This is a genomic window from Paraburkholderia sp. GAS206C, assembly GCF_050435645.1.
Taxonomy (GTDB): domain Bacteria; phylum Pseudomonadota; class Gammaproteobacteria; order Burkholderiales; family Burkholderiaceae; genus Paraburkholderia; species Paraburkholderia phenazinium_B.
In genome coordinates this window covers 220,603-240,768 of sequence record NZ_JBNDKR010000008.1, presented here as the reverse complement: position 1 = coordinate 240,768, position 20,166 = coordinate 220,603, and the positions used below count along the sequence as shown (strand labels likewise).

Below are 20,166 nucleotides of genomic sequence, written 5' to 3'. Positions count from 1 at the left end.
GGTCGCTGCGTCGTTCAGGGCGTGCTTATGTGAAGGGAGTCAAGCACCGGAATCCGCTCTTCCGGGTCTGGATGGTGGGGTGCAGAATTACGCCGCCTGCGTTTCAGCATGGAACGGGTAGTCGGTGTAACCGCTTGCGTTTCCGCCATAAAAAGTACTCCGGTCGTACCGGTTGAGCGGCAGATTCAACCGCAGGCGCTCGGGCAGATCGGGATTGGCGATGAATTGGCGGCCAAACGCGACGATGTCCGCGTGGCCCGCTTCGATGATCGCGTCCGCAGTCTCTTTCGTGAAGCCGCCTGCAGCGATTAGCGTGCCGGTGAACTTCGGGCGCAGATGGCGCGCCGCGACCGGATCGTGAACTTCGCCGATCGTTTCCGTGCCCTTGATACGTGGCTCGACCACGTGGAGATAGCCGATGCCGCGCTTGTCCAACTGCTCCGTCACGTAACCGAAGGTGGTTTCTGGGTCGCTGTCATGCATCGAACCATAGGTGCCACTTGGTGCAATGCGCACGCCAACCCGATCCGCTCCCCACACCGAAATCAGTGCGTCCGTCACTTCGAGGAGGAAACGGGCACGATTTTCAATCGGTCCGCCGTACTCGTCGGTGCGTGTATTCGAACCGTCCTGGAGAAACTGGTCCGGCAGGTAGCCGTTTGCGCCGTGCAGTTCCACGCCGTCGAAGCCCGCGCGCAGTGCCCGCTCGGCACCCCTGCGGAAGTCCTCGACAATGGCGGGGATTTCGTTCAATTCAAGCGCGCGGGGCATCGCGAATTCGACTTCGCCGTTCACCGAATACGCATGGCCTTCGGCTTTCAGCGCGGACGGAGCAACGGGCGGCGCGCCACCTGGCTGAAGATCGGGGTGAGACTGACGGCCTACGTGCCACAACTGGAGGAAGATGCGCGCGCCTTTGGCGTGCACGGCATCCGTGATGCGGCGCCACCCTGCAATCTGATCGTCGGAGTAGATTCCCGGGGCCATTGCGTAGCCGTAGCCTTGAACCGAAACGGGGGTTGCCTCCGTGACGATGAGACCACCTTCGGTTGCGCGCTGCGTGTAGTACTCAACCATCAGATCTCCCGGCACATCGCCGGGCTCCGAACGCATGCGTGTCAATGGCGCCATCGCGACGCGATGGGAAAGCGTGTAAGGACCTACTTTGACGGCTGAAAACAACTTGCTCATGAAGTTACTCCTTGCGGATCAGCTAGCACCGGCTTGCGGCACGAGTGCGGTAACACGTTCGATGGCTCTTGCAACTGCGGCAGCGAGCCACAACGGCGATTTGCTGTCGGTCAGACCTCTCCTGGTAGCGGTTCGCCAGACAGCGGTTTTGCCCAGTGGGTGCATGGTCAGTGCAAAGGCGCGCGCTTTCGTCGCCTGGACCGAGGAGATATTCGGCCCTCAGATTGAAGCCTTGCCGATCGAGGCGCCGCCGTCGACAAACAACGTTTGACCCGTAATGAAAGCAGCATCGTCGGACAGCAAAAAAGTGATGGCTGCGGCAATCTCGTCTGGCTTGCCGAAGCGTTTCATTGGGACGGCAGCAAGATACCGCTGCTCTCCTTCGCTTCCTGGCGCGTTGTTGGCTCTAAACAGTTCGGTTTCCGTGGGGCCGGGTGCGACGGAATTGACCGTGATGCCGGTGGTCGCCAGCTCAAGCGCCCAGGAGCGCGCAAAACTCACCAGGGCGGACTTGGCGGCCGCATAAGCCGTACGTTCCACGATGCCAAGGACAGTGAGGCTCGTTATGTTGACGATTCGGCCCCAGCCTTGGGCGCTCATATGGGGCAGCAGAGCTTGCGCCGCCTGTATAGCTGGATGCAGATTGAGCGACATGACGGAGTCAAGCGTGTGCAGATCGATGGCGCCCAGCCTCTGCGGTTTGACGAGGCCAACGTTATTGACCAGGCCGTCGAACTTGTATTTCGCCACAAGACTATCGAGCACAGCCTGCGTTTTCACGCGGTCGGAGAGGTCGACAGACACGAGTGTTCCTGGGAAGGCAGGGTCGTCTGCCTGACGCGCCAGTCCCACTACCCGGTGCCCGTCTGCGTTCAGCCGCGCCGCGACGGCTCTGCCGATGCCTTTGCTGGCACCGGTTACAAGAAAAGTGCGTGATTTCATCTTGCCTCGATGTTGATGTAACGGTTTGCCTGTTCAATCGTTCCCGGCGGCTTACGGCCGGGAACAAAGCAGGACCGATTCAGGATACCGAATCAAGCTTCTTGCGGAGAACCGGCAACATATCCTGAGGCTCCGGACGGCGCGTATAGTCCGGGTTGACTTCGGAGTACACGATCGTTCCGTCTTGCCCGACCACGTAGCGCGCCGGCATTGGCAACGTCCAACTATCGTCGCCGTTGAACGCCGGTAGATCGTTCTTGAGGTTCTTGTACAGATCCACGAGATAGTCGGGCAAAGCAAAGCGGATGCCGAATGCGGCTGCCACATCGTTGTGCGTGTCGCTCAGGATCGGGAAGCTCAGCTTATTGGCACGGACGGACTTGCGGCTGTTCACGGCATTCTGCGGCGAGATCGCGATCAGGCTGGCACCTTCGGCCTTGAACGATGGTAGCGCTTCTTCAAGGGCCGTCAGTTCAAGATTGCAATACGGGCACCATACGCCACGGTAGAAACTGATCACGATCGGTCCCTGCTTCAGCAGTTCGACAGACGACACGGGTTTGCCATCCGGATCATTGAGGGTAAATTCCGGCGCGACGTCGCCTGCTTTCAGAGCGCGTGCAGCCTGACCGGACGCCGCGAGTTCGGCTGTCGCACGTTCCATGATCGGATGGATTTCCGGCGGTGCAAAGTACGGGGCCTTTCCGCCTTTGAAATCGGTCTTGAATGCGTCGAGCCTGGCTTGAAGTGACATGACAATTCCTTTCCTGATGAGGTTTAACGCACATTGCGTGGTTGGAATAGTCAGTCAATGCAAACCCGCGGAGAAGACAGCATGCATGCATAACTGTCATTCCTGCTGGGCATGGGGGATGACCAAAAGAACAGAGCGGCGGCGTGGGCAAGTGGCCGCGCGGCGCTCGTCAACGCGCGTGACCTGGGCGACGTCCGGTCTGCGGGTATCAGCAGACATTGGACCTTGAGATGCCATCGGCCGCTCGGGTCGAGGTGAGCCAATCACGATTGGGCCCAGTGCGGCCACAAGCGGTCGTCCGCCATATCCGTCTGAATCGTCGACAACCGAAAAGCAAACACCCCGGTTGGGGTTAAAGGGCGCTTGGATTTAGCCGATATTGCAGAAAACGGTTTTTCCTTACGCTGACCGGTGGCCCATGAAAAGCTTACTAATTGTGTTCCTCCTGGCTGTCGCTGCGCCGCCCACGTTCGCCTCACAGTGCGACGAAGCTTTGGATCAGAGAAGCATGAACGAATGCGCGTTCAAGCAAGCTCAGCAACAAGACCTTGCTCTGCAGAGCGTTTACAAACACCTCACTACACAGCTAACTGACCATCAACGTGACTTGCTCGAGAAAACCGAGACCGCGTGGCTAGCCTACCGCGACTCAGCTTGTCGGTTTGCCGCAAGTGGAAGTGAAAGCGGGACGTCGTATGGCCAATGGCTTTCGATTTGCGCCCGAGAAATGACGCAAACCAGGATCCGGGAATTGGAGCGGTTGTCGCACTGTCACGCCGGTGACGGTGAGTGCCCGACGCCTGCGGAGTGAACTACTCGCAGGGCTAACATCGCATAATCGTATGCGCGCGGAGCATCAAACGGGCTGACGAGCGTCTCCTTTGGAGTACATCGCGTGACCTTCCGGGTCGACCTGGGCCGACTGCGTCAGGCAGGGAGCGGCCACTAAGGGGCATTCGACAGAGAGACGTACATCGTCGACAATCCGACGACACCGGCAGGTAAACAGGGGGGAAAATGCCGCTACGCTCGGAAGAAATCAACATTGAATCAGAGCGGCTTTCGATTCGGCCGTTCTCGGCCGACGATGCTGAAGCCAGCTTTCGCTGCATTACGCCTTCACTTACTCGTTTCATGTCGTGGGAGCCGCCCGCCACCAGAGGCGACTTCGATCGCGTCTGGCTTGGTTGGTTGCCTACAATAGCGGAAGGGACGGACTTTGTGTTTGCAGTCCGTCAACGGGATGACGGGAATTTCCTTGGATTGGCCGGACTCCATCGTGTTCGGAACGCGAGCGCGGAATTAGGCATTTGGATTCGGGAAGACTTTCACAAGCAACGCTTTGGCCGTGAAGCTGTGGGTCTTGTTGCGAGGTGGGCAAGCTTGGCCCTTGGCATCGAAAGCTTCACTTATCCGGTAGCCGAACAAAACTATTCGAGCCGCCGTATCGCCGAATCTCTCGGCGGTGTTATCGTGGACCGGCGCGAGACAACGAAATACATGTCCGTGATCTACCAAATACCTAACCAATCAACGTTCGGCCAGGAGCGAAAGATATAGGGTGGCGGCGAGGTTCGGCCAACAAGAGACGGTCAATGCGAGCGGCCGAATCGTCGACAATGCAACTCGGGTAGCTAATGCGACTGCTGTCGCTGGCTAATCCATGTGCTCGATGTCCGGGGGCATTTCAACCCAGGAGTGCATGCGTTCTTCGTACACGGAGAAGGTCGGGGCAGGAAACGTCGGGTCTGCGAATGCCCCGACGGTGATGATGATGCTGTTTTCGCGTTCCTCATTGGTGTAATACACCCTGGAACCACATGTGGGGCAGAAATGGAACGTGCTCTTGCTTCCGCCGTCACCAACCCGAACGAACGTGTTTGAGGTACCGGTAATGGTCACCGACCCTGCGGGAAATCGAGCCTGTGCAGCGAACACGCTACCGGTTCTGCGTTGGCAATCGAGGCAGTGGCAAACGGAAACGCCGACCGGGGCACCCGATGTCGTGGCTGTGAGTTGGCCACAAGCGCAACTGGCAGTTCGGTTCGTTTCGAGCATCCTATTCGCGCTCCCTCAACTCGGTGTTGTACACATCTGGTGTCAACGCTTCGGCGTAATCCGGTATAAAAACCTCGGTCTCAGTCGTGTGTGGGCACCTACTGAGAAGCGCGTGATCTTACCTCTTCAAAAAATCGATTTTGCGTTACGAATGCCCGCTTCCCGAAAAGCCTAGAGCTCGTCGTAGGGCACGTTATGCCAGTCACATGAGACGCTCTTCGGCCAGAATCGGTCACTTACCTCGGCCGCGAAAGACTGCGCGACCGAGGAGCCTTAGCCCGTAAGTGTCAGACGCGCGAAAGCAAATAGTAGCCAAAGCCGAGCGTTGCTCGCCCCCACTGCAAATATGTGCTGTGCCAATCTTGCATTCGCTTTAAGAACTTCTCCGCATCGGGATCATCCGGATTCGCCGCCAAGTATTGCATCATCGCGTCGCAGTACCTGCCTTCGTATTCATCCCACTCATCATCGCTGCTGGTTGCGGTTCGCAGCAGGTTGTAGCCCAACGCACTGGCGCGCTGGGCGTTTTCCACGTGAGAAACGAACTCGTCGGCTGTTCCGCTAATTGCATCTAGATAGCCTTGCGAGGGTGGCCGCTTCCAATACCCGTCGGCGACGAGCAAACGGCCATTGGGTTTCAGCCAGTCGAAGGCGACGCGCAGGCATTCTTCGAACGAACCGAATGCGTGCGTAGATCCGACGCAAAGGATTGCGGCGTATCCGCCTTCGGGCCGAGTGTGCTCCAGTAAGGGAGCGTTGATCAAGCTCAGCCGCGAGTCGTTTGGAAAGTCCTGCCGAAACGCAGCTCGCGCCTCGACTAAGAAGCTCTGATTGGTATCGACGCCGACACCACGTGCCTGCGACATGTGCAGCACATCTCGCAATAGCGCTGCTTTGCCACAACCGGCGTCCAGCACGATGTCATCTGCGGAGAGATTCGCGACGAAACTGCGAAGGAGTTCATGAGCTTTATTCCGCGACAGCGGGCTCAGGTAACGGTGGTTACTGTGTGCAATCGTGGAAAAACGGAAAGAGTCGTAGTTCGTGTTGGTCATGGTTCTCTTGCGAAAGGGTATTGATGGTTTTTTTCAACATCGATTCACAAAGAGCTTTCATACACGAACCTCCCAAATATTGTCGTTATACAGCGCAGCAAGCTTACACAGATTCGCGAACGGCTGCAATTTTTACGCTTGGGACCGTCCGCTCTGGGCGTTAGCGGATGGCCGGTTCGGGTCGCGTGCTGTCGATAGCGACCGTGAGAGATTCGGGCGGTCTATGCGGTTTGCATGAGGCTGCACGCGGCCAGTGAGGGACATTTCGCATCGTTACCTAGATCTTCGACGATCGATAACTTCGCGAACTGTAACTGCTACCCGGTAAATCAACGCAATATGCCGCTATCAACGCTTGGTGACCGTGCTGCAATGTTGACTAGCGTTCTGTCTTCACCGGGGCTGATTTATGCCGACCTCATAACGAGCAGCGAGTAAAACGCACAATTGAAGATATTTTGAAAGAAAATATAAAGAGATATCTCTAAAGTTTTTACAAAAATGTGCCGTCACTAACCAGATATAAGAGCAGCAAGCCGAAATCATCATCTACAAAAACCAACCTGACGAGGGAAAATTTTCGAATAGAAGGACCACTTACACTCGTTTGAGCCATTTGACGAAGGTTCGCTGAAATCTGCACTGGCTGGCAATAACCTGTGATTTAAGAAAGTGCCTGCAAGAGCGTTTTGTATCGGGCCGGCGTGGTCAAAATTTTAGCCATCCTCGTCATCCTCGACGTGACGTTAAGGTCGCCGTCGATCATTGGCGACCTGCGGATGCTGACGACGAATGGATGACCTCCTACGCGATTACCAGTTGCCTTCTGTTCCAGTCCTGTTGCAGAACCGTTTCTGCCGCCGGTCAGCGGTGGGTATAAAACGCGCAGGACAGCGCATCGCGCGAATAGTGCATTAAGTTAAGAGAAATATTAAATGCTGACATCCAAACTAGTCTCGATTGCTGTCTTCGCCACCGTTGCTCTCACTGCGTGCGGAGGCGGCGTGACGGCCTCAGGTTCAGGTAGCTCTACCTCTCCGGCAACTCCAGCAGCTTCAGGGACTTATGTTCCCAATGGCAATGCGGCAACGGTTCAGGGTATCGATTCCGCTGGTCGAGGCTACCGCGATGACGTTGCGCAACTCATCAGCGACAGTTACTCTGCGGTTCCCACTGTTAAAGTCGGTGCCGAGCTTGCAGCACAGGCCTACCAGGCTTCGCTCTCAACTGCGGCGCAGGCGATGTCGGACACCACTCCAATGATTGAGCAGGAGGCCCAAATTGGCGGGTGTGCGGCGCGCAACGCGGGGCTTTCGAATGCACAGGCGCTCATAACCGCTGAGCACGCGATTTACGCTCGTACATTCAACACGGATGCACGGATGGCTGCGCGACAGAAATACGCGGCGAAAGCGACAACCGCTGGGGTCTTGCCGTTCGACCCCACAAAATGCGCCTCCATTGTCGGAGGCGCGCGCTGATGCGGTCAAGATTCCATCGATTGGTCGCAACGTTCCTGATAGTCAGTGCTCTCGTCTCTACGACGGCGCAAGCGACGTTTGTCCGACCCGCAGTGCCAAGCATGTCGGCCCTGGTGTGCACCACGGCGCCCAAGTTTTACTACATCAACGGCATCATGGCGCCGGACGCGGAAACCGAAGGCACGGAGGCGCAAATCCTCGCTATGGCTTTGGCCGCAGAAGGAATAGGACACTACAACGAAGTAGAGAGCATCTACAACCCGTCGGAAGGTCTGTTCCTTGACATCGGGCGCAAGCTTTTGGCGCAGAAGGTGGCGGAAGGGTTGTCCGGGTTGCTATCGTTCATGGAGAACGCATTCAACTTCATGCTGGGCAACTCTTCGACGTTGACTGCTGCCGACCAAACGAACATCCAGAACTCGTTGGCAGCGGCGACGGCTAACGCGGTGACCAACGGCCTGGACAGCGCAGCTGCTCAAACCTTGAAAACCGCTACAGACACCGTCATCAATCAGGCGGCAATCGGCATTAAGGTCGTATTGGTGGCGCATTCCGAAGGCAACATGTTCGCTCAAGCGCTCTACGCCGAAACGCAAATACAAGGAGCCAATGTCTACAATCCGTCCGGATTCAACATTGCACAGCAGTTCCAGGTCGTAAATGTCGCGACCCCAGCCGCACGAGCGGACACTGGAAAATATGTGACGGCCAGTCAGGACATCGTTATAAATCTGGCTGCTCGTGCACTTGCTTTGGTAACCGGGACACTTCAACCAGCTACCGCCAACTGGGACGCGGGCCCAAACATATACGCGTCGGACCCGATAGGTCATAGCTTCGTTAAGGTCTACCTGAACAAAAGTCTCAACGGCCTGGAAGGACAGGTCCTGACGTTGGCTACGCAAGCCGCTTCCGCCGCGCAATCTTTCGGGCAAGAGAACCCGGAAGGTCCGATGCAGATAGTTGCCACGACTGGAGCTGGTACGGCGAGCTACACGGTGACGGCACCGGACGGCAGTACTACGACGACGCCTCTCGGAAATGGTGCAAACATGACCGTATTCAAACCGTCCTGCTCGGATTTGAAGGAAGGAACATACTCAGTCACGGCCAATATCGTCTCCGTACAGCAAGGTCCAGTTTTCGGTGTCGATACAGAACTAAGCGTGCCCGTCTTAAACGTAAGCGGGACCAATGCGGGTAATCAGTTCATCGATTTCTGGAGCAGCCCCTCGCCAATATCAGACCAAGGAACCGTGATGGACATCGAGGTGTCGAAAGACGAGTCCAGCGGTGGGTTCAACGAGCAATTCTTCATCTATTCGAGGCAGTAGCGGGCTTCTGAACCGGTCGCTCGAGGGTCGGTTGAACTGACATCAACCGCGTCGTCCGTAGACAATCAGCTGACCGGGTTGCTGCGTCGACTATAGAATTTCGCCCCTGCCGGCGGCACGCTGTCGCACTTCCCGCACGAGAACGGCATGAGCGCCCCGGCACATTGCGTGCGAATGCGCGGACCCAGCGAGTTTGCTGCGCCGTCGAGCGCGGCACGCGGACGTAACCAGCAAAACCGCCGCACCGTTGCGTCGCCGGTGGCAGCTTCGTGGGCGAGCAAGTTGGTCAAGCAAAGCCGAGCCATCAGGTGCTACTCGAATGACCGCTTCGGAGAATCGCGACCGTCCCTTGTGGGTCGGACAGCGCCCGCGGACAGGTGGCTCAGACTAGTTCTCCCTTCACTTGAAAGGAGAACGTCATGAAAGCGATTGACGAAGGAATCGCCGCGAGGATACCTTGGAACAAGGGCAAGCTGACGGGGCAGAAGCCTCCGCTGAAGCTCAGGGAAATCTGGGCCATTCGGATCCGCCTCCAACTTTCGGCGCGAGTTCGCGATCTCGCGATGTTCAATCTGGCAATCGACAGCAAACTGCGCGCGTGCGATCTGACGAAGCTGCGGGTTTGCGACGTTTGCCACGGGTACGTTGTCGCCAGCCGAACGACGATCATGCAGCAGAAAACTCAACGGCCGGTTCAGTTCGAGATCACAGAGCAGACCCGCGACAGTATCGGGACATGGATCAAGGCGGCAATGCTGACGCCGCGCGACTTCTTGTTTCCGTTTGTCAGCCGAAGGCGTGAATATTGCGATTGTGAAAGACGCAGGACATTCGATGGCTTGGGAAAATCCTCCGGGGCTCGCTTTGGCTATCCGGCAAGCAATAGAGTAGACGGCAGCGCAAGCTGAAAGACCGTTCTGGGGCGACCGCCGATGTTCACGTCGAACGGCGATCGTCCAGGAAGAGACATTCACCAGTACACTAAGGATTCGATACATCCCCATAAGGTTCTGGAGATATGAGCGTCAAACTTTTGCGCAAAATGCGTCAAGGCGGTGAACATGAAAAGGCGCGCGAGCTGGCAGTCCAGCTAGCTGCTGATCGGCCCAATGACGCTCAGCTGCAATTCGAAACAGCATGTGTGCATGATTACTTGGGCCGAGAGGCAGAAGCTGTTCCGTTCTATCTGGCGGCGATCAAGGGGAATCTGGATAAGCCGTTCTTGAGGCAGGCATTTCTCGGCCTCGGAAGTACGTATCGCGTGCTGGGTCAGTATGTGGAGGCGAAGCAGGCGCTGCTAGACGGTCTGTCAAGATTTCCCCATGCAAACGAACTGAAGGTATTCCTGGCCATGACTCTCCACAACCTCGGGGAGGCAAAGGAATCCGTTGAGTTGTTGCTCAAAGTTGTTGCCAAGACATCGGACGACAAGGCCGTCAGAAGCTACCGCAAGGCGATCGCTTTCTATGCCGCCGATATAGATAAAACGTGGGAAGCGTAGACATGAACGGTATTTCATTGCGACCGGCGGTCGGGGCGGATTGGGAGTTTCTTGCCGCCGCCACTGAAACGTGCATTCGAAAATACGCCGAGCTTACGTGGGGCAACTGGATTCCGGAAACCAGAGATAGCTTCCGGCCCGAGATTCATCAGGTAATTCAGTGCGACGGAGAGTCGATTGGTGCAATGGCGTTGGTCGATGAACTAGACGCGTTGAGCCTGGAAAAGCTGTATATCCTGCCCGAGCATCAGGGGAAGGGGATCGGTACGTTTCTGCTCAAGCATTGCATTGAACAAGCAGATGCGGGTCGCGTGCTGCCCATCGCAGGCGCGTGCGGTCGCGCGCCCCATGCTGTTTGCATGAAGCAGTGATCGGCCACAAGGGGACAGTCGACGGGGCTGCCTATATGGCCGACAATCGATCGCCGTTTCGCCAGTGAAGTCTTGCGATGTTGGGAGGATGAGCATTCGCTGCCTTTAACGCGATGGCGGCAGCCCATCGAATACACATCAAACTCCTGAGCAGAGATCAACGGTATTCTCTTCGCGAAGAGTGTTCGACGGAGATTGCCACAGCGACCACAACGAAGCGCCGATGCGAAAATTCTGCTTACTCATTTCTTTGGCGATAACTGTTCCAGGAGCGGTCGCCGCCCCGTCATCTTCTGCTTTGTGGGGGCCAGATTATGCTTTTCCTGTTCAACAGCCTTGGGCGCCGAGAGCCGCCGAAGATATTCCGCCACGACTAGTGGCACAGGCAGAGGCGCGGGTGCGGGCGTGCTTTAACCGGTCCACAGCGGAAGAGTTGATCCGCTCTTCTGATCCTGCGTTACAAACCCGGTCGCACTCTCTTGGTCGGTACGAGGTCCTGCACGCATGGCTGCGGTCAACGTGCTCGTTAGACGTCGTTTCCATCTCACACGGCGGTTGAGCAGCGGATTGCAAGAGCTCACGAGGCGGGTGAAGGTGCCGATGCACGCGACCATAGGTTGGCAACTGCAGATTCTCAACGAAACAGCCGAAAGCAAGGGCGAGTAATTCCGACGTACGGAACAGTGACCGCTTTGGAGCGCGTCGAAAGACTGCTCAGGGTCGCGTGCAGTCGATCACCGGCCCGTAAGTTTCAGGCGATGTATGCCGATTGCTTCGATGGGCTGCGGCCAGAAGCCGACCTTCGACAACCGCACGCGAATCGTCGACAATCCGGACCGTACATTCGGATGCTGGCTATCTTTCAACGAACCGCGACCGTGAGCGAACCATGGCAAGTCTTTCGGCATCCTGCATCGCAAAACCTTCTAATGTTCACCGGCTGGTGATCGTCGAGGGCATCATGGGATCGGGCAAGTCAACGACTATGCGGTTCATCGCAAAACACCTGCAAGAAGCGGGGCGACCGGCGGTATATATCCATGAAAGGACCGACCCGCATCCGGTGCGCGCGACGGACGAACTCGAACACTGGTTCGAACCGTGGAGGGACGCAACAGCAGAGGATCTCGCGGACCGTGCATTGGCGAGATGGACCACCTTCGTCGAGTACACGCAATCAAATGCTGAGATTCCGGTACTGGACGGTCAACTTTTTCATGGAGACCTGACTCACCTGCTTCTAATGGAGGCCGATACGGCACTGATTTTCGGCTACATACGGAAGCTGGCAACGGTCATTGCCCCGCTGAATCCGTTCGTCCTTTACCTTTGGCAGGAAGATGTCGAAGAGGCCGTCAGAACGGTCTGCGCAGAACGGGGGCCCGAATGGATCGATTATCAGGTCAACTGGAAGCTTGCGGCTCCCTACTGCGTGCGCAAGGGCTTCGTGGGACTGGACGGGCTGATTTCCCTGTACCGTGACTATCGTCAACTCACTGACGGCCTGTTTCAGGAACTGCCGTTAGCCAAGCTCGCCATTGAAAATTCGGGGAGAGATTGGTCGGCATATGAAAGTCGAATTCTTCACGAGTTGGGGTTGCCGACAGGGTGCGGACGCGGTCAGTAGTCGGCCATGAGCGGTCGGTCGACACGGAGACGTGGTTCGTTGACAATCGGCATTCAACGTCCAAGTCATGCCTGCGGTTTTGCTCAGGGCTGGCAACTGCACAGATCGATGTTGTTGGGGGAATCACTTGCTGACCATGGATAAACCATATTTCTCCGTTGACTTCAATGAAATGATCGACGTTGACACCGTACTGCTGTCCGCTGGCGACTGGAAAGTCGACGCGGGTGGCGTGATTGTTCAACTTCGTGAAGGAATGCTTGTTAGTGTGTACATGGATGACATGAGCGAGAACGGCAAGATCGATAACTTAGTGGCGAATGGCGTCGTCACGAAAAACGCAGTGGGGGGGTGGGCAGCGATCGTAAAGTGGTGTTGTCGAATCGACAGCGATGGTATTCGACCGGAATCGAAGAAGACGCGATCCATCTGAGAGAGATGGGGCCTTTGTCGGCCATGCACAGTCGGCCGACAGCACTGACCAAAAAATGAAACGACGATATTTTTTACTCGACGCACGAATCTACCTGCGCGAGTGGGGCGTGCCGTTTGCAGTCGCCATCGGCTTGATTGCGCTTGGCATCGCTGGGTACCTTTACTTGACAGGGCACTTCAAAACAGAGCTTTCGAATCGATCGATGCATTACTCTTATTCCACCATTGAGCGCATTGGCGTGTATCGACCCGGACCGAAGCAGGGATTCGCTGCCACGGAGAAATTCGTATTCCGGATTCAGGGGCAGGAGATCGAGTATCCCGCGCCATTTCATGCGGTCCCTGGCGAACCGGTGAAGGTCGACTACACGGTTGGTGCGAGCGGCAAAGTCTATGTTTGGAAGGTTGACCGAGGCGAACCATAGGCGAAAGGTTCCGGAGTCTACGTTCTCGGCTTTAAATCCGTCCGACGAACGTCCGCTACCGAGGCAGTCAATTGTCCGCAATGGGTCGAGGCCGTGTGAGAACCCAATTTTTGGCGCTGAACGGCCGGTCTCGGTTCAGCTGAATCAAGTTTGGTAGGTCCAGCTTACGCTGATTGAGTCTCGCGAGCGCAGCGAAGCCCCTCCGGGCTTTAGCTTCCAGCCATCTTCATGGCCTTCATCGTTCCCGCAACCCCGAGTATGCTGATGACCCGCTTCAGGTTGTAGGCCAGCACCTGAAGACTCATCTCCGTACTCACCCGCCCAAGCGTCCGAGTCAGGAAGTGCGCGGGACCCATCCAGTGTTTGAGCGTACCGAAGACGTGCTCAACGGTACTTCGGCGGATCGTCATTGCATCGGGCTTCCTGTCGAGCCGACGCTGCATGGATTCCAGTATATTTTCGTGCTCCCATCGTCGGATGCGGCGATAGTCGCTGGGCGAACATCGGTCCTTGAGGTGGCAACGGGGGCACGCACTGGGCCAGTACACCCGCAGTGTCATGTCATGCTCAACGGTGTTGAATCGATGAATGGCGCGCTCGTCGGCAGGGCATCGATACACGTCGCTTCCTGACTCGTAGACAAAGTCGGCCTTCGTGAAGAGACCTTTCTTCCTTGATGCGGAGGTGAGTGGCTTGGGAACGTACGCACTGATGTTTCCCAGATCGCATGCCCGTATCTCCGGGCCACTGTAATAGCCGCGATCGGCCACCACCTTCAGCCTGGCTTTGCCCATCGCGTTCTTCGCGGAGATTGCCATTCTGCTGAGTTGCCCGTGATCGTTTCCGACGTTAGTCACCTCGTGTGCGACGATCAGATGATGCTTTGTGTCCAAGGCGGTTTGAACGTTATAGCCCACTATGCCGGAGCCTCGTCCGCTTGTTGCCATGGACCGTGCGTCGGGATCCGTCATGGACAGCTGTTTGTCCGGTTGCTTCTTCAACTGCTTTCTGACCTGGTCGAGCTCGCGCATCTGCTGGCGTAAGCTGGCAATCTTCTCGTACAGGCGGACGGTCTTCACATCGAACCCCGTCGGACTGATCCGGTCTGCACTTTCAATCAGGTCGAGATATCGCTGAACGCTTTCCTCAATCTGCTGCTGACGCTTGTCAATTTTGCCCGCCGTGTAGTTTTTGTTGCGGTTGTTCGCAGCCTTGAACTTGCTGCCGTCGATGGCCACCATGTCACTCGACAGCAGCTTCAGTCCGCGACACAGTTCGACGAAACGACGGCATACGTTACGAATGGCTGGCCCGTTGTCGCGGCGGAAGTCGGCGATCGTCTTGAAGTCGGGACCCAGTCGCCCCGTCAGCCACATCATCTCCACGTTGCGCTGGCACTCGCGCTCAAGACGCCGGCTGGACGGTATCCGGTTCAGATACCCGTAGATATAGATCTTGAGCATCACGCCAGGATGATAGGACGGGCGACCCGTGAGAGCTGGCGTGGTGCCGTTGAATCCAAGTTCCGCGAGATCCAGCTCTTCGACAAAGGCATCGATGACCCTGACCGGGTTGTCCTGCCCGATGTAGTCATCGACGCATTCGGGAAGTAGTGCGACCTGCTTGCGGTCATCGCCTTCAACGAATCGCTTCATGAGTCACCCGATCTCAGTGCGTTGATTCAGTCTAGACGATCAATGCGTTTTCACACACTCTGGGTCGCGTGCTGTCGATCACCGGCTCGTGAGTTTCGGGCGGCGTATGCCGATTGCATCGACGGGCTGCGGCCAATTTGAGACGTTGGACACTTCTCGCTAGATTGCTGAAAATCGACGAGCGAACTCCACATCACAAAAGCCCAGCCCTTGACGCCGGGCTAGCCGGCGCTATCAGCAGGATTCAATGACTGACGTGCTCATACGCAACAAGGATTTGCTCATCGCAGCTCAAGCGTGGCGTGGTCCGGGCCACCCTTTGCTATTGCTTCACGGGATGGGCGGAACACTGCTAACGTGGGCAACAGTTATTCCTCATCTCTCAAAGTCCCATGAAGTCATTTGCATGGATCTTCGAAATCATGGGCACTCTGGCTCAGGGTCTTGGAATTGGGACGCAGTATTGGATGATGTAGAGGCAGTGCTGACACACTTTGATGCAAAGGACGCGATTATCGTCGGGCATTCACTAGGCGGTACTATCGCCACTCTTTATGCAAGAGCGCATCCCGACATACAAGGTATTGTCAACCTCGACGGATTTGGGCTGGGCAAGCCAGAGGAATATACGAGTCTTCCCCTTGGCTCCGTAACTGCCTACCTAAGCCAGTTGTGCGAGATGTTTGTATCCGAGTGCGGCAAATCATTTAGCTCAGAAGAGATAGATGGCATCGTTAGGGAGTCTGGGCAAGAGGCCGATCAACTTGGTTTTCCGCGTGCACTATACGAGAGTGCAATTCGACGTCGATTGCACGCATGTGGAAGCAACACTTATCAGGGTAGGCCGGACCAGGTGCAGGCTCGGGAAATTTGGTTGCAGGACGACGAGGTGGACGTATTCGATGTGATCAAGTCACTCTCCTGTCGTGCATTGATGGTATCCGCAACCGATCCGGGCCCGGGAATCGATGACGTTGAAGAGCTTGCGATGCTTATGGCAGAAAGGCGCGAGATTGTTCAGCGGCAGCTTGCCAGTATCGCAAGATCACCTAACGTGACCGTGCAGCACGTGAATGCAACTCATAACTTGATCCTTGAGATCCCGACAGAAGTCGCGGCAATTATCAAGAATTTCGCCGCTTCCATTAGCCAATAGCCCGCGCTCACCGGATAGGTTGGCGTGAACCAGAAGTCCAACGATTTAATAAATTGGTTTGTCAACAAAGAGCCTACTCGACGGTCCACTTCGGAGAGAGTGGATAGGCCGTACAGGGTCGATTTGGTGCGCTCTCCGTCGGCCCGGGTTCGGCCAGGAACAGTCCTTCGTTCTGCCAGTTCGAATGTCGGCTTTGGATGCTTTCGCGAACATTCAGCCCGCGAAAGCCGCTCAGGTCTTACATCTTCCCGGTAACCATCCCGATTGCATGTGAGAAGCCAGGCTTTCATTCGCTCATCCACTTCACGATCGCCCGGATCGCGATGCGAGAAGCAGCTGCTGGTGCCCGTCTCCAGCGTTGCGACGACCATCATGTCATCATCAGACAGCTCGTCGAATCAGGCGGTAGCCTTCAGGGCGGCCGGGTAACGATCGCCGTGAATCTCGACGTTCGCGAGCGCCTGGTCGATGTGCTGAAGCTCGGTCCCGGTCAGTTCCACTTCAGCCGACCCAAGGTTTTCCTCCAGACGATGCAACTTCGTCGTGCCGGGAATCGGTACGATCCAGGGCTTCTGGGCGAGCAGCCATGCGAGTGCAACCTGAGCTAGCGTCGCACCTTTGCTCCTGGCTATGGCCCCGAGCGCGTCAACAAGTGGCTGATTTGCCTGAAGTGCCTCGGGCGTGAAGCGCGGTACCTTGCTTCGAAAGTCGTCGCTGCCAAAGACCGCGTTTTGGGCGATTGCGCCCGTGAGAAAACCCTTGCCGAGGGGGCTGAACGGCACGAAGCCGATGCCGAGTTCCTCCAGCGTAGGCAGGATCCTTTCCTCGGGCTCGCGCCACCACATTGAATACTCACTCTGAAGCGCCGCCAGGGGCTGCACAGCATGCGCGCGCCGGATGGTCTGCTCTCCAGCCTCTGAGAGGCCGAAGTGCTTTACCTTGCCTGCCTGGATGAGTTCCTTCACCGTACCGGCGACGTCCTCGATAGGCACCTGTGGATCCACGCGGTGCTGGTAAAGCAGGTCGATGACGTCGGTTTTGAGACGCTTGAGCATCCCTTCGACCGCCGACCGGATATGGTCCGGCCGGCTGCTCAAAACTTGCTGTTTTCCGTCATCGCCGAAGGTGAAGCCGAACTTGGTCGCGATGACTACGTGATCGCGGACGGGCGCCAATGCCTCGCCAACGACCTCTTCGTTGAGATACGGCCCATAGACCTCGGCGGTATCGAAAAAGGTCACGCCCCGATCGACGGCGGCCCGGATTAACTCCACAGCCTTTGATCGACTGATGGCCGGGCCGAAACCGAAGCTCAACCCCATGCACCCAAGGCCAAGCGCTGAAACCTCAAGTCCAGAACGGCCGAGTTGCCGCTTATCCATGATGCGCTCCTTGCAGTTGACGACGTGGGCAAGTGGCCCGATGTCCTCAACTTTAGAAGTCTCGGTTTCAAGTGACTAGTAGAATAAATCTTGTATCAGTGTCAACTTCAGCTTGATACTGAGCGCTGTGTCAGACCATTCTATTCGCCCTCCATCAGAAGAATTGACCATGCCTGTCAATGACTTTAAGGCCATCGCGATGTTCGCCAAAGCCGTGGAACTCGGCAGCATCCGGCAGGCTGCACTGGCTCAAGGCGTCACACCCCAGGCAGCCAGTCAGACCATCGCACAACTGGAACTGCATCTTGGAGTTCGTCTGTTGCATCGGACGACGCGTAGCCTCGCTCTGACCGAGGAGGGCCAACGATTTCTGGAAAATACCCAGCCCGCTCTGGCGGCATTGGACAGGGCCGTGGCCCAGGCACGGGAGTCCAAGGATGAAATCGCGGGCCCGCTGCGCATCGTTGGACCGAAATCGTCGTTCGCCGCGCTCCTCATGCCACTGCTCGACGAGTTCTGCCGCGAGCACCCCGGTATCCAGCCGGACGTCCAGCTCGATGACGGTATCGGCAATTGGGTACTAGATCGCGTCGATGTCGGTTTCAGGATCGGGGCGTCGGCCGGTGAGGGCGTGATCGGTCGGCAGCTTTTCCCGATCCAGATGATCGTATGCGCTGCGCCCGACTATCTCAAGGCGCACGGAACGCCATCGACAGTCGATGACCTGGCGGCACACCGCTGCAGCGTATTCCGGCATCCGGACACCGGCAAGGTAGCGCCCTGGTACTTGACCGTGGATGGCAAACTCGAACATCGGCAGGTGTCCCCTGCGTTCGCGACGGACGATTCAGAGCTGGAAGTGCAAGCAGTGCTCGCGGGGCAAGTCATGGGGCAACTCTCGAGTCTCTCGGCTGCGTGCCATATCCGCGCGGGACGACTGGTTCCCGTTCTCTTGCCGCATATGAGCACGTACTTTAGTTTGCACGTTTACTACGGAAGCCGAACTGCTCAACCCAAGAGAGTCCGAGCGTTCCTGGATCTCGCCATTGCCCGCCTGCACGATTGCGGCGACTACGTGCTCGCTGACAAAGAGCTAGCGCAGTTCAATTCGCGATTGAGGCGAGCCATCCGGGCGCGGTAGCGCACCCAGCACGCGGTCCGGCTCGGATCGTTCACCTCCCGACTGCTCGACCGAATTCGGCTGCGAAGCGGTCATCCGCCGGCGTCGAGCGAAGGTCAGCAATAGGTCGACTTGGTGCGTTCGCCATCGGCCCGGTCTCGGCCATCTGCAGTTGTTCGAGTGGGCGCCGGTTCCATGTTGAGTATCAACCTGTCGTTGGCGCGCGTCCCACTGACGTCGGATTTGAACTGCCGGCAGACATGACCTTTGAGATGGTGAAGATCGATAGGGACGTGCTGGGAATGGATCCCGATGAGCGCTCCAGAAAGATCAGTGCGTTGACAAGCATGGGCCATGAGATGGGCGCCGTGGTCGTGGTCGAAGGAATTGAGAACGCGGCGCATCACAACGTCGCGCGGGCAAGCCGGGCCGAATTCGGTCAAGGTTTCTTCTATAGCCGTGCACTCGGTGCCAGCCAGCTGAAAGCATTTCTCCAGACCGCCAATGCCCCTTCCTCAAAGCCGGCGGGAGCTGCAACCGTGCTCGGCGCGTTAGCGGAGGCGTTGCGGCAGTATCCGGTACAGGTTTGCTGGTTTATGACGACGCTACATCAGCCCACTGGCGCGACGACCACTTGAATCAGGACGATGGGCTGCGAACCGTCGAGGTCCGCTCATGTGGCAGCGGGGGCGTTCATATCCGGCCCAATCGACACTTGACGCAGTTCGTCAGCGATGATCGAGATCAACGCGTCAGCCGCCGCACTCAGCGGCCGACGCGGGTGGCTCACACAGACGATATGGCGCACGATGCGCGGCGCGAGGATCGGATAGGCGCGCAACGTGCCTTGCCGCACGGCACGTTCGACGGCGATGCGCGGCAGGATCGTGGCAAAACGCGTGCTCTCCACGAGCTTGACGATGGTGGAGAGCACATCGATTTCGAAGCGCGGCGCAAGCAGGATGTCTTCATGCTGCGCGGCTGTATCGAGCACGCCGCGCAGACCATGACGTTTGGTCGGCAACACGAGCTCCAGTTCGGGCAACTGCGCCAGTTCGATCGCGTGCGGCAGATCGGGGCCGTGGGTGGCGCTGGTGACCAGCACCATCTCCTCATCGAGAAGCGGCTGCGCGTCGAGCGACAGCCGCGAGCGGGGCTTGTTGATCAGCGCAGCGTCGAGCTGGCCGCCCGCCACCCAATCGATGAAAGTGGCGCTATAACCGTCCGCCACGGTCACTTCGACGTGCGGATAACGCGTATGAAAGCGCGACAGCGAATCCGCGAGGACGCTCTCCGTCACCGAGGCGATCAGCCCAATCGCAACGTGACCGGTCACAACTTCGTCGCGCTGCACGAGTTGCTGCCGGGCATGGGCGAGATCGCGCACGATCGGCAGGAACAGGCGGTACATCAGCCGCCCCGCCGCGGTCGGGGCCATGCCGTGCGCACCGCGTTCGAAGAGTTGCTGGTGCAGTTCGTCTTCGAGCCTGGCAATCTGCATGCTCAATGCGGGCTGCACGATGTTCAGGCGCTTTGCGGCACGCGTGACGGAACCGTCTTCGAACAGCGCGATGAAATACTGGATTTGCTTGAGGTCCATAGCGATCTGAATGGGACATCAACCCGGGTGCGTCAATCCGGGGACCATCAACGTAGCTAATGAGCTCCGTCCACATTAT

20 protein-coding genes and 1 pseudogene are annotated in these 20,166 nt (G+C 57.3%); 13 read left to right on the top strand and 8 right to left on the bottom strand.

Annotated elements, in window-relative coordinates; genetic code table 11:
* Nucleotides 1-87: 87 nt before the first annotated feature.
* The 3 genes from P3T20_RS23240 to P3T20_RS23230 form a co-directional block, all read right to left on the bottom strand.
* A complete protein-coding gene (locus tag P3T20_RS23240; RefSeq protein WP_429287978.1) occupies nt 88-1,191 on the bottom strand; it encodes an alkene reductase in 1,104 nt (367 codons plus the stop codon).
* Nucleotides 1,192-1,410: 219 nt separating this feature from the next.
* Nucleotides 1,411-2,133 carry an SDR family oxidoreductase gene (locus tag P3T20_RS23235; protein ID WP_429287977.1) on the bottom strand — a complete coding sequence of 241 codons (723 nt, stop codon included), beginning with the start codon at nt 2,131-2,133 and terminating at the stop codon, nt 1,411-1,413.
* A gap of 79 nt (nt 2,134-2,212) precedes the next feature.
* On the bottom strand, nt 2,213-2,887 hold the full coding sequence (locus tag P3T20_RS23230) for a peroxiredoxin-like family protein (protein ID WP_429287976.1): 675 nt from the start codon (nt 2,885-2,887) through the stop codon (nt 2,213-2,215).
* A gap of 418 nt (nt 2,888-3,305) precedes the next feature.
* Between P3T20_RS23230 and P3T20_RS23225 the strand changes: the two genes are divergently transcribed.
* A complete protein-coding gene (locus P3T20_RS23225) occupies nt 3,306-3,698 on the top strand; it encodes a lysozyme inhibitor LprI family protein (RefSeq protein ID WP_429287975.1) in 393 nt (130 codons plus the stop codon).
* A 206-nt stretch (nt 3,699-3,904) separates the two neighbouring features.
* Nucleotides 3,905-4,447 carry a GNAT family N-acetyltransferase gene (locus P3T20_RS23220; RefSeq protein ID WP_429287974.1) on the top strand — a complete coding sequence of 181 codons (543 nt, stop codon included), beginning with the start codon at nt 3,905-3,907 and terminating at the stop codon, nt 4,445-4,447.
* A 96-nt stretch (nt 4,448-4,543) separates the two neighbouring features.
* On the opposite strand, the gene P3T20_RS23215 is transcribed toward P3T20_RS23220, so the two are convergent.
* Entirely contained in the window at nt 4,544-4,945 is a 402-nt protein-coding gene (locus P3T20_RS23215) for a GFA family protein (RefSeq protein ID WP_429287973.1), read from the bottom strand.
* Between the two features lie 287 nt (nt 4,946-5,232).
* Nucleotides 5,233-6,000 carry an SAM-dependent methyltransferase gene (locus tag P3T20_RS23210; RefSeq protein WP_429287972.1) on the bottom strand — a complete coding sequence of 256 codons (768 nt, stop codon included), beginning with the start codon at nt 5,998-6,000 and terminating at the stop codon, nt 5,233-5,235.
* A gap of 935 nt (nt 6,001-6,935) precedes the next feature.
* Here P3T20_RS23210 and P3T20_RS23205 point away from each other — a divergent pair.
* The 8 genes and pseudogenes from P3T20_RS23205 to P3T20_RS23170 all read left to right on the top strand — a co-directional run bounded on the left by P3T20_RS23205 (nt 6,936) and on the right by P3T20_RS23170 (nt 13,174).
* Nucleotides 6,936-7,481 (top strand): hypothetical protein, encoded by a 546-nt coding sequence (locus P3T20_RS23205; protein WP_429287971.1) that lies wholly within the window; start codon nt 6,936-6,938, stop codon nt 7,479-7,481.
* A gap of 101 nt (nt 7,482-7,582) precedes the next feature.
* The gene (locus P3T20_RS23200) at nt 7,583-8,815 is read left to right on the top strand and encodes a hypothetical protein (protein ID WP_429287970.1); all 1,233 of its coding nucleotides are present in this window, start codon (nt 7,583-7,585) and stop codon (nt 8,813-8,815) included.
* Nucleotides 8,816-9,234: 419 nt separating this feature from the next.
* Nucleotides 9,235-9,597, top strand: a pseudogene (locus P3T20_RS23195) (integrase); the annotation flags it as partial.
* A 236-nt stretch (nt 9,598-9,833) separates the two neighbouring features.
* Entirely contained in the window at nt 9,834-10,316 is a 483-nt protein-coding gene (locus tag P3T20_RS23190) for a tetratricopeptide repeat protein (protein ID WP_429287969.1), read from the top strand.
* 2 nt (nt 10,317-10,318) lie between these two features.
* Nucleotides 10,319-10,687 (top strand): GNAT family N-acetyltransferase, encoded by a 369-nt coding sequence (locus P3T20_RS23185; protein WP_429287968.1) that lies wholly within the window; start codon nt 10,319-10,321, stop codon nt 10,685-10,687.
* An 889-nt stretch (nt 10,688-11,576) separates the two neighbouring features.
* A complete protein-coding gene (locus P3T20_RS23180) occupies nt 11,577-12,314 on the top strand; it encodes a hypothetical protein (RefSeq protein WP_429287967.1) in 738 nt (245 codons plus the stop codon).
* A gap of 136 nt (nt 12,315-12,450) precedes the next feature.
* Complete coding sequence (locus P3T20_RS23175; protein WP_429287966.1) at nt 12,451-12,747, top strand: hypothetical protein; 297 nt, start codon at nt 12,451-12,453, stop codon at nt 12,745-12,747.
* A gap of 55 nt (nt 12,748-12,802) precedes the next feature.
* Nucleotides 12,803-13,174, top strand: coding sequence for a hypothetical protein (locus P3T20_RS23170; RefSeq protein ID WP_429287965.1), 372 nt, complete (start codon nt 12,803-12,805; stop codon nt 13,172-13,174).
* Between the two features lie 209 nt (nt 13,175-13,383).
* Here P3T20_RS23170 and P3T20_RS23165 read toward each other — a convergent pair whose 3' ends face one another.
* On the bottom strand, nt 13,384-14,829 hold the full coding sequence (locus P3T20_RS23165; protein ID WP_429287964.1) for an IS1182 family transposase: 1,446 nt from the start codon (nt 14,827-14,829) through the stop codon (nt 13,384-13,386).
* 247 nt (nt 14,830-15,076) lie between these two features.
* On the opposite strand from P3T20_RS23165, the gene P3T20_RS23160 reads away from it, so the two are divergent.
* A complete protein-coding gene (locus P3T20_RS23160) occupies nt 15,077-15,985 on the top strand; it encodes an alpha/beta fold hydrolase (protein WP_429287963.1) in 909 nt (302 codons plus the stop codon).
* Nucleotides 15,986-16,383: 398 nt separating this feature from the next.
* On the opposite strand, the gene P3T20_RS23155 is transcribed toward P3T20_RS23160, so the two are convergent.
* Nucleotides 16,384-17,367 carry an aldo/keto reductase gene (locus tag P3T20_RS23155; protein WP_429287962.1) on the bottom strand — a complete coding sequence of 328 codons (984 nt, stop codon included), beginning with the start codon at nt 17,365-17,367 and terminating at the stop codon, nt 16,384-16,386.
* 169 nt (nt 17,368-17,536) lie between these two features.
* Between P3T20_RS23155 and P3T20_RS23150 the strand changes: the two genes are divergently transcribed.
* Nucleotides 17,537-18,508 (top strand): LysR family transcriptional regulator, encoded by a 972-nt coding sequence (locus P3T20_RS23150; protein ID WP_429288126.1) that lies wholly within the window; start codon nt 17,537-17,539, stop codon nt 18,506-18,508.
* Between the two features lie 239 nt (nt 18,509-18,747).
* Nucleotides 18,748-19,125, top strand: coding sequence for an EAL domain-containing protein (locus tag P3T20_RS23145; RefSeq protein WP_429287961.1), 378 nt, complete (start codon nt 18,748-18,750; stop codon nt 19,123-19,125).
* A gap of 35 nt (nt 19,126-19,160) precedes the next feature.
* Here P3T20_RS23145 and P3T20_RS23140 read toward each other — a convergent pair whose 3' ends face one another.
* Nucleotides 19,161-20,087 carry a LysR family transcriptional regulator gene (locus P3T20_RS23140; RefSeq protein ID WP_429287960.1) on the bottom strand — a complete coding sequence of 309 codons (927 nt, stop codon included), beginning with the start codon at nt 20,085-20,087 and terminating at the stop codon, nt 19,161-19,163.
* Nucleotides 20,088-20,166: the final 79 nt, after the last annotated feature.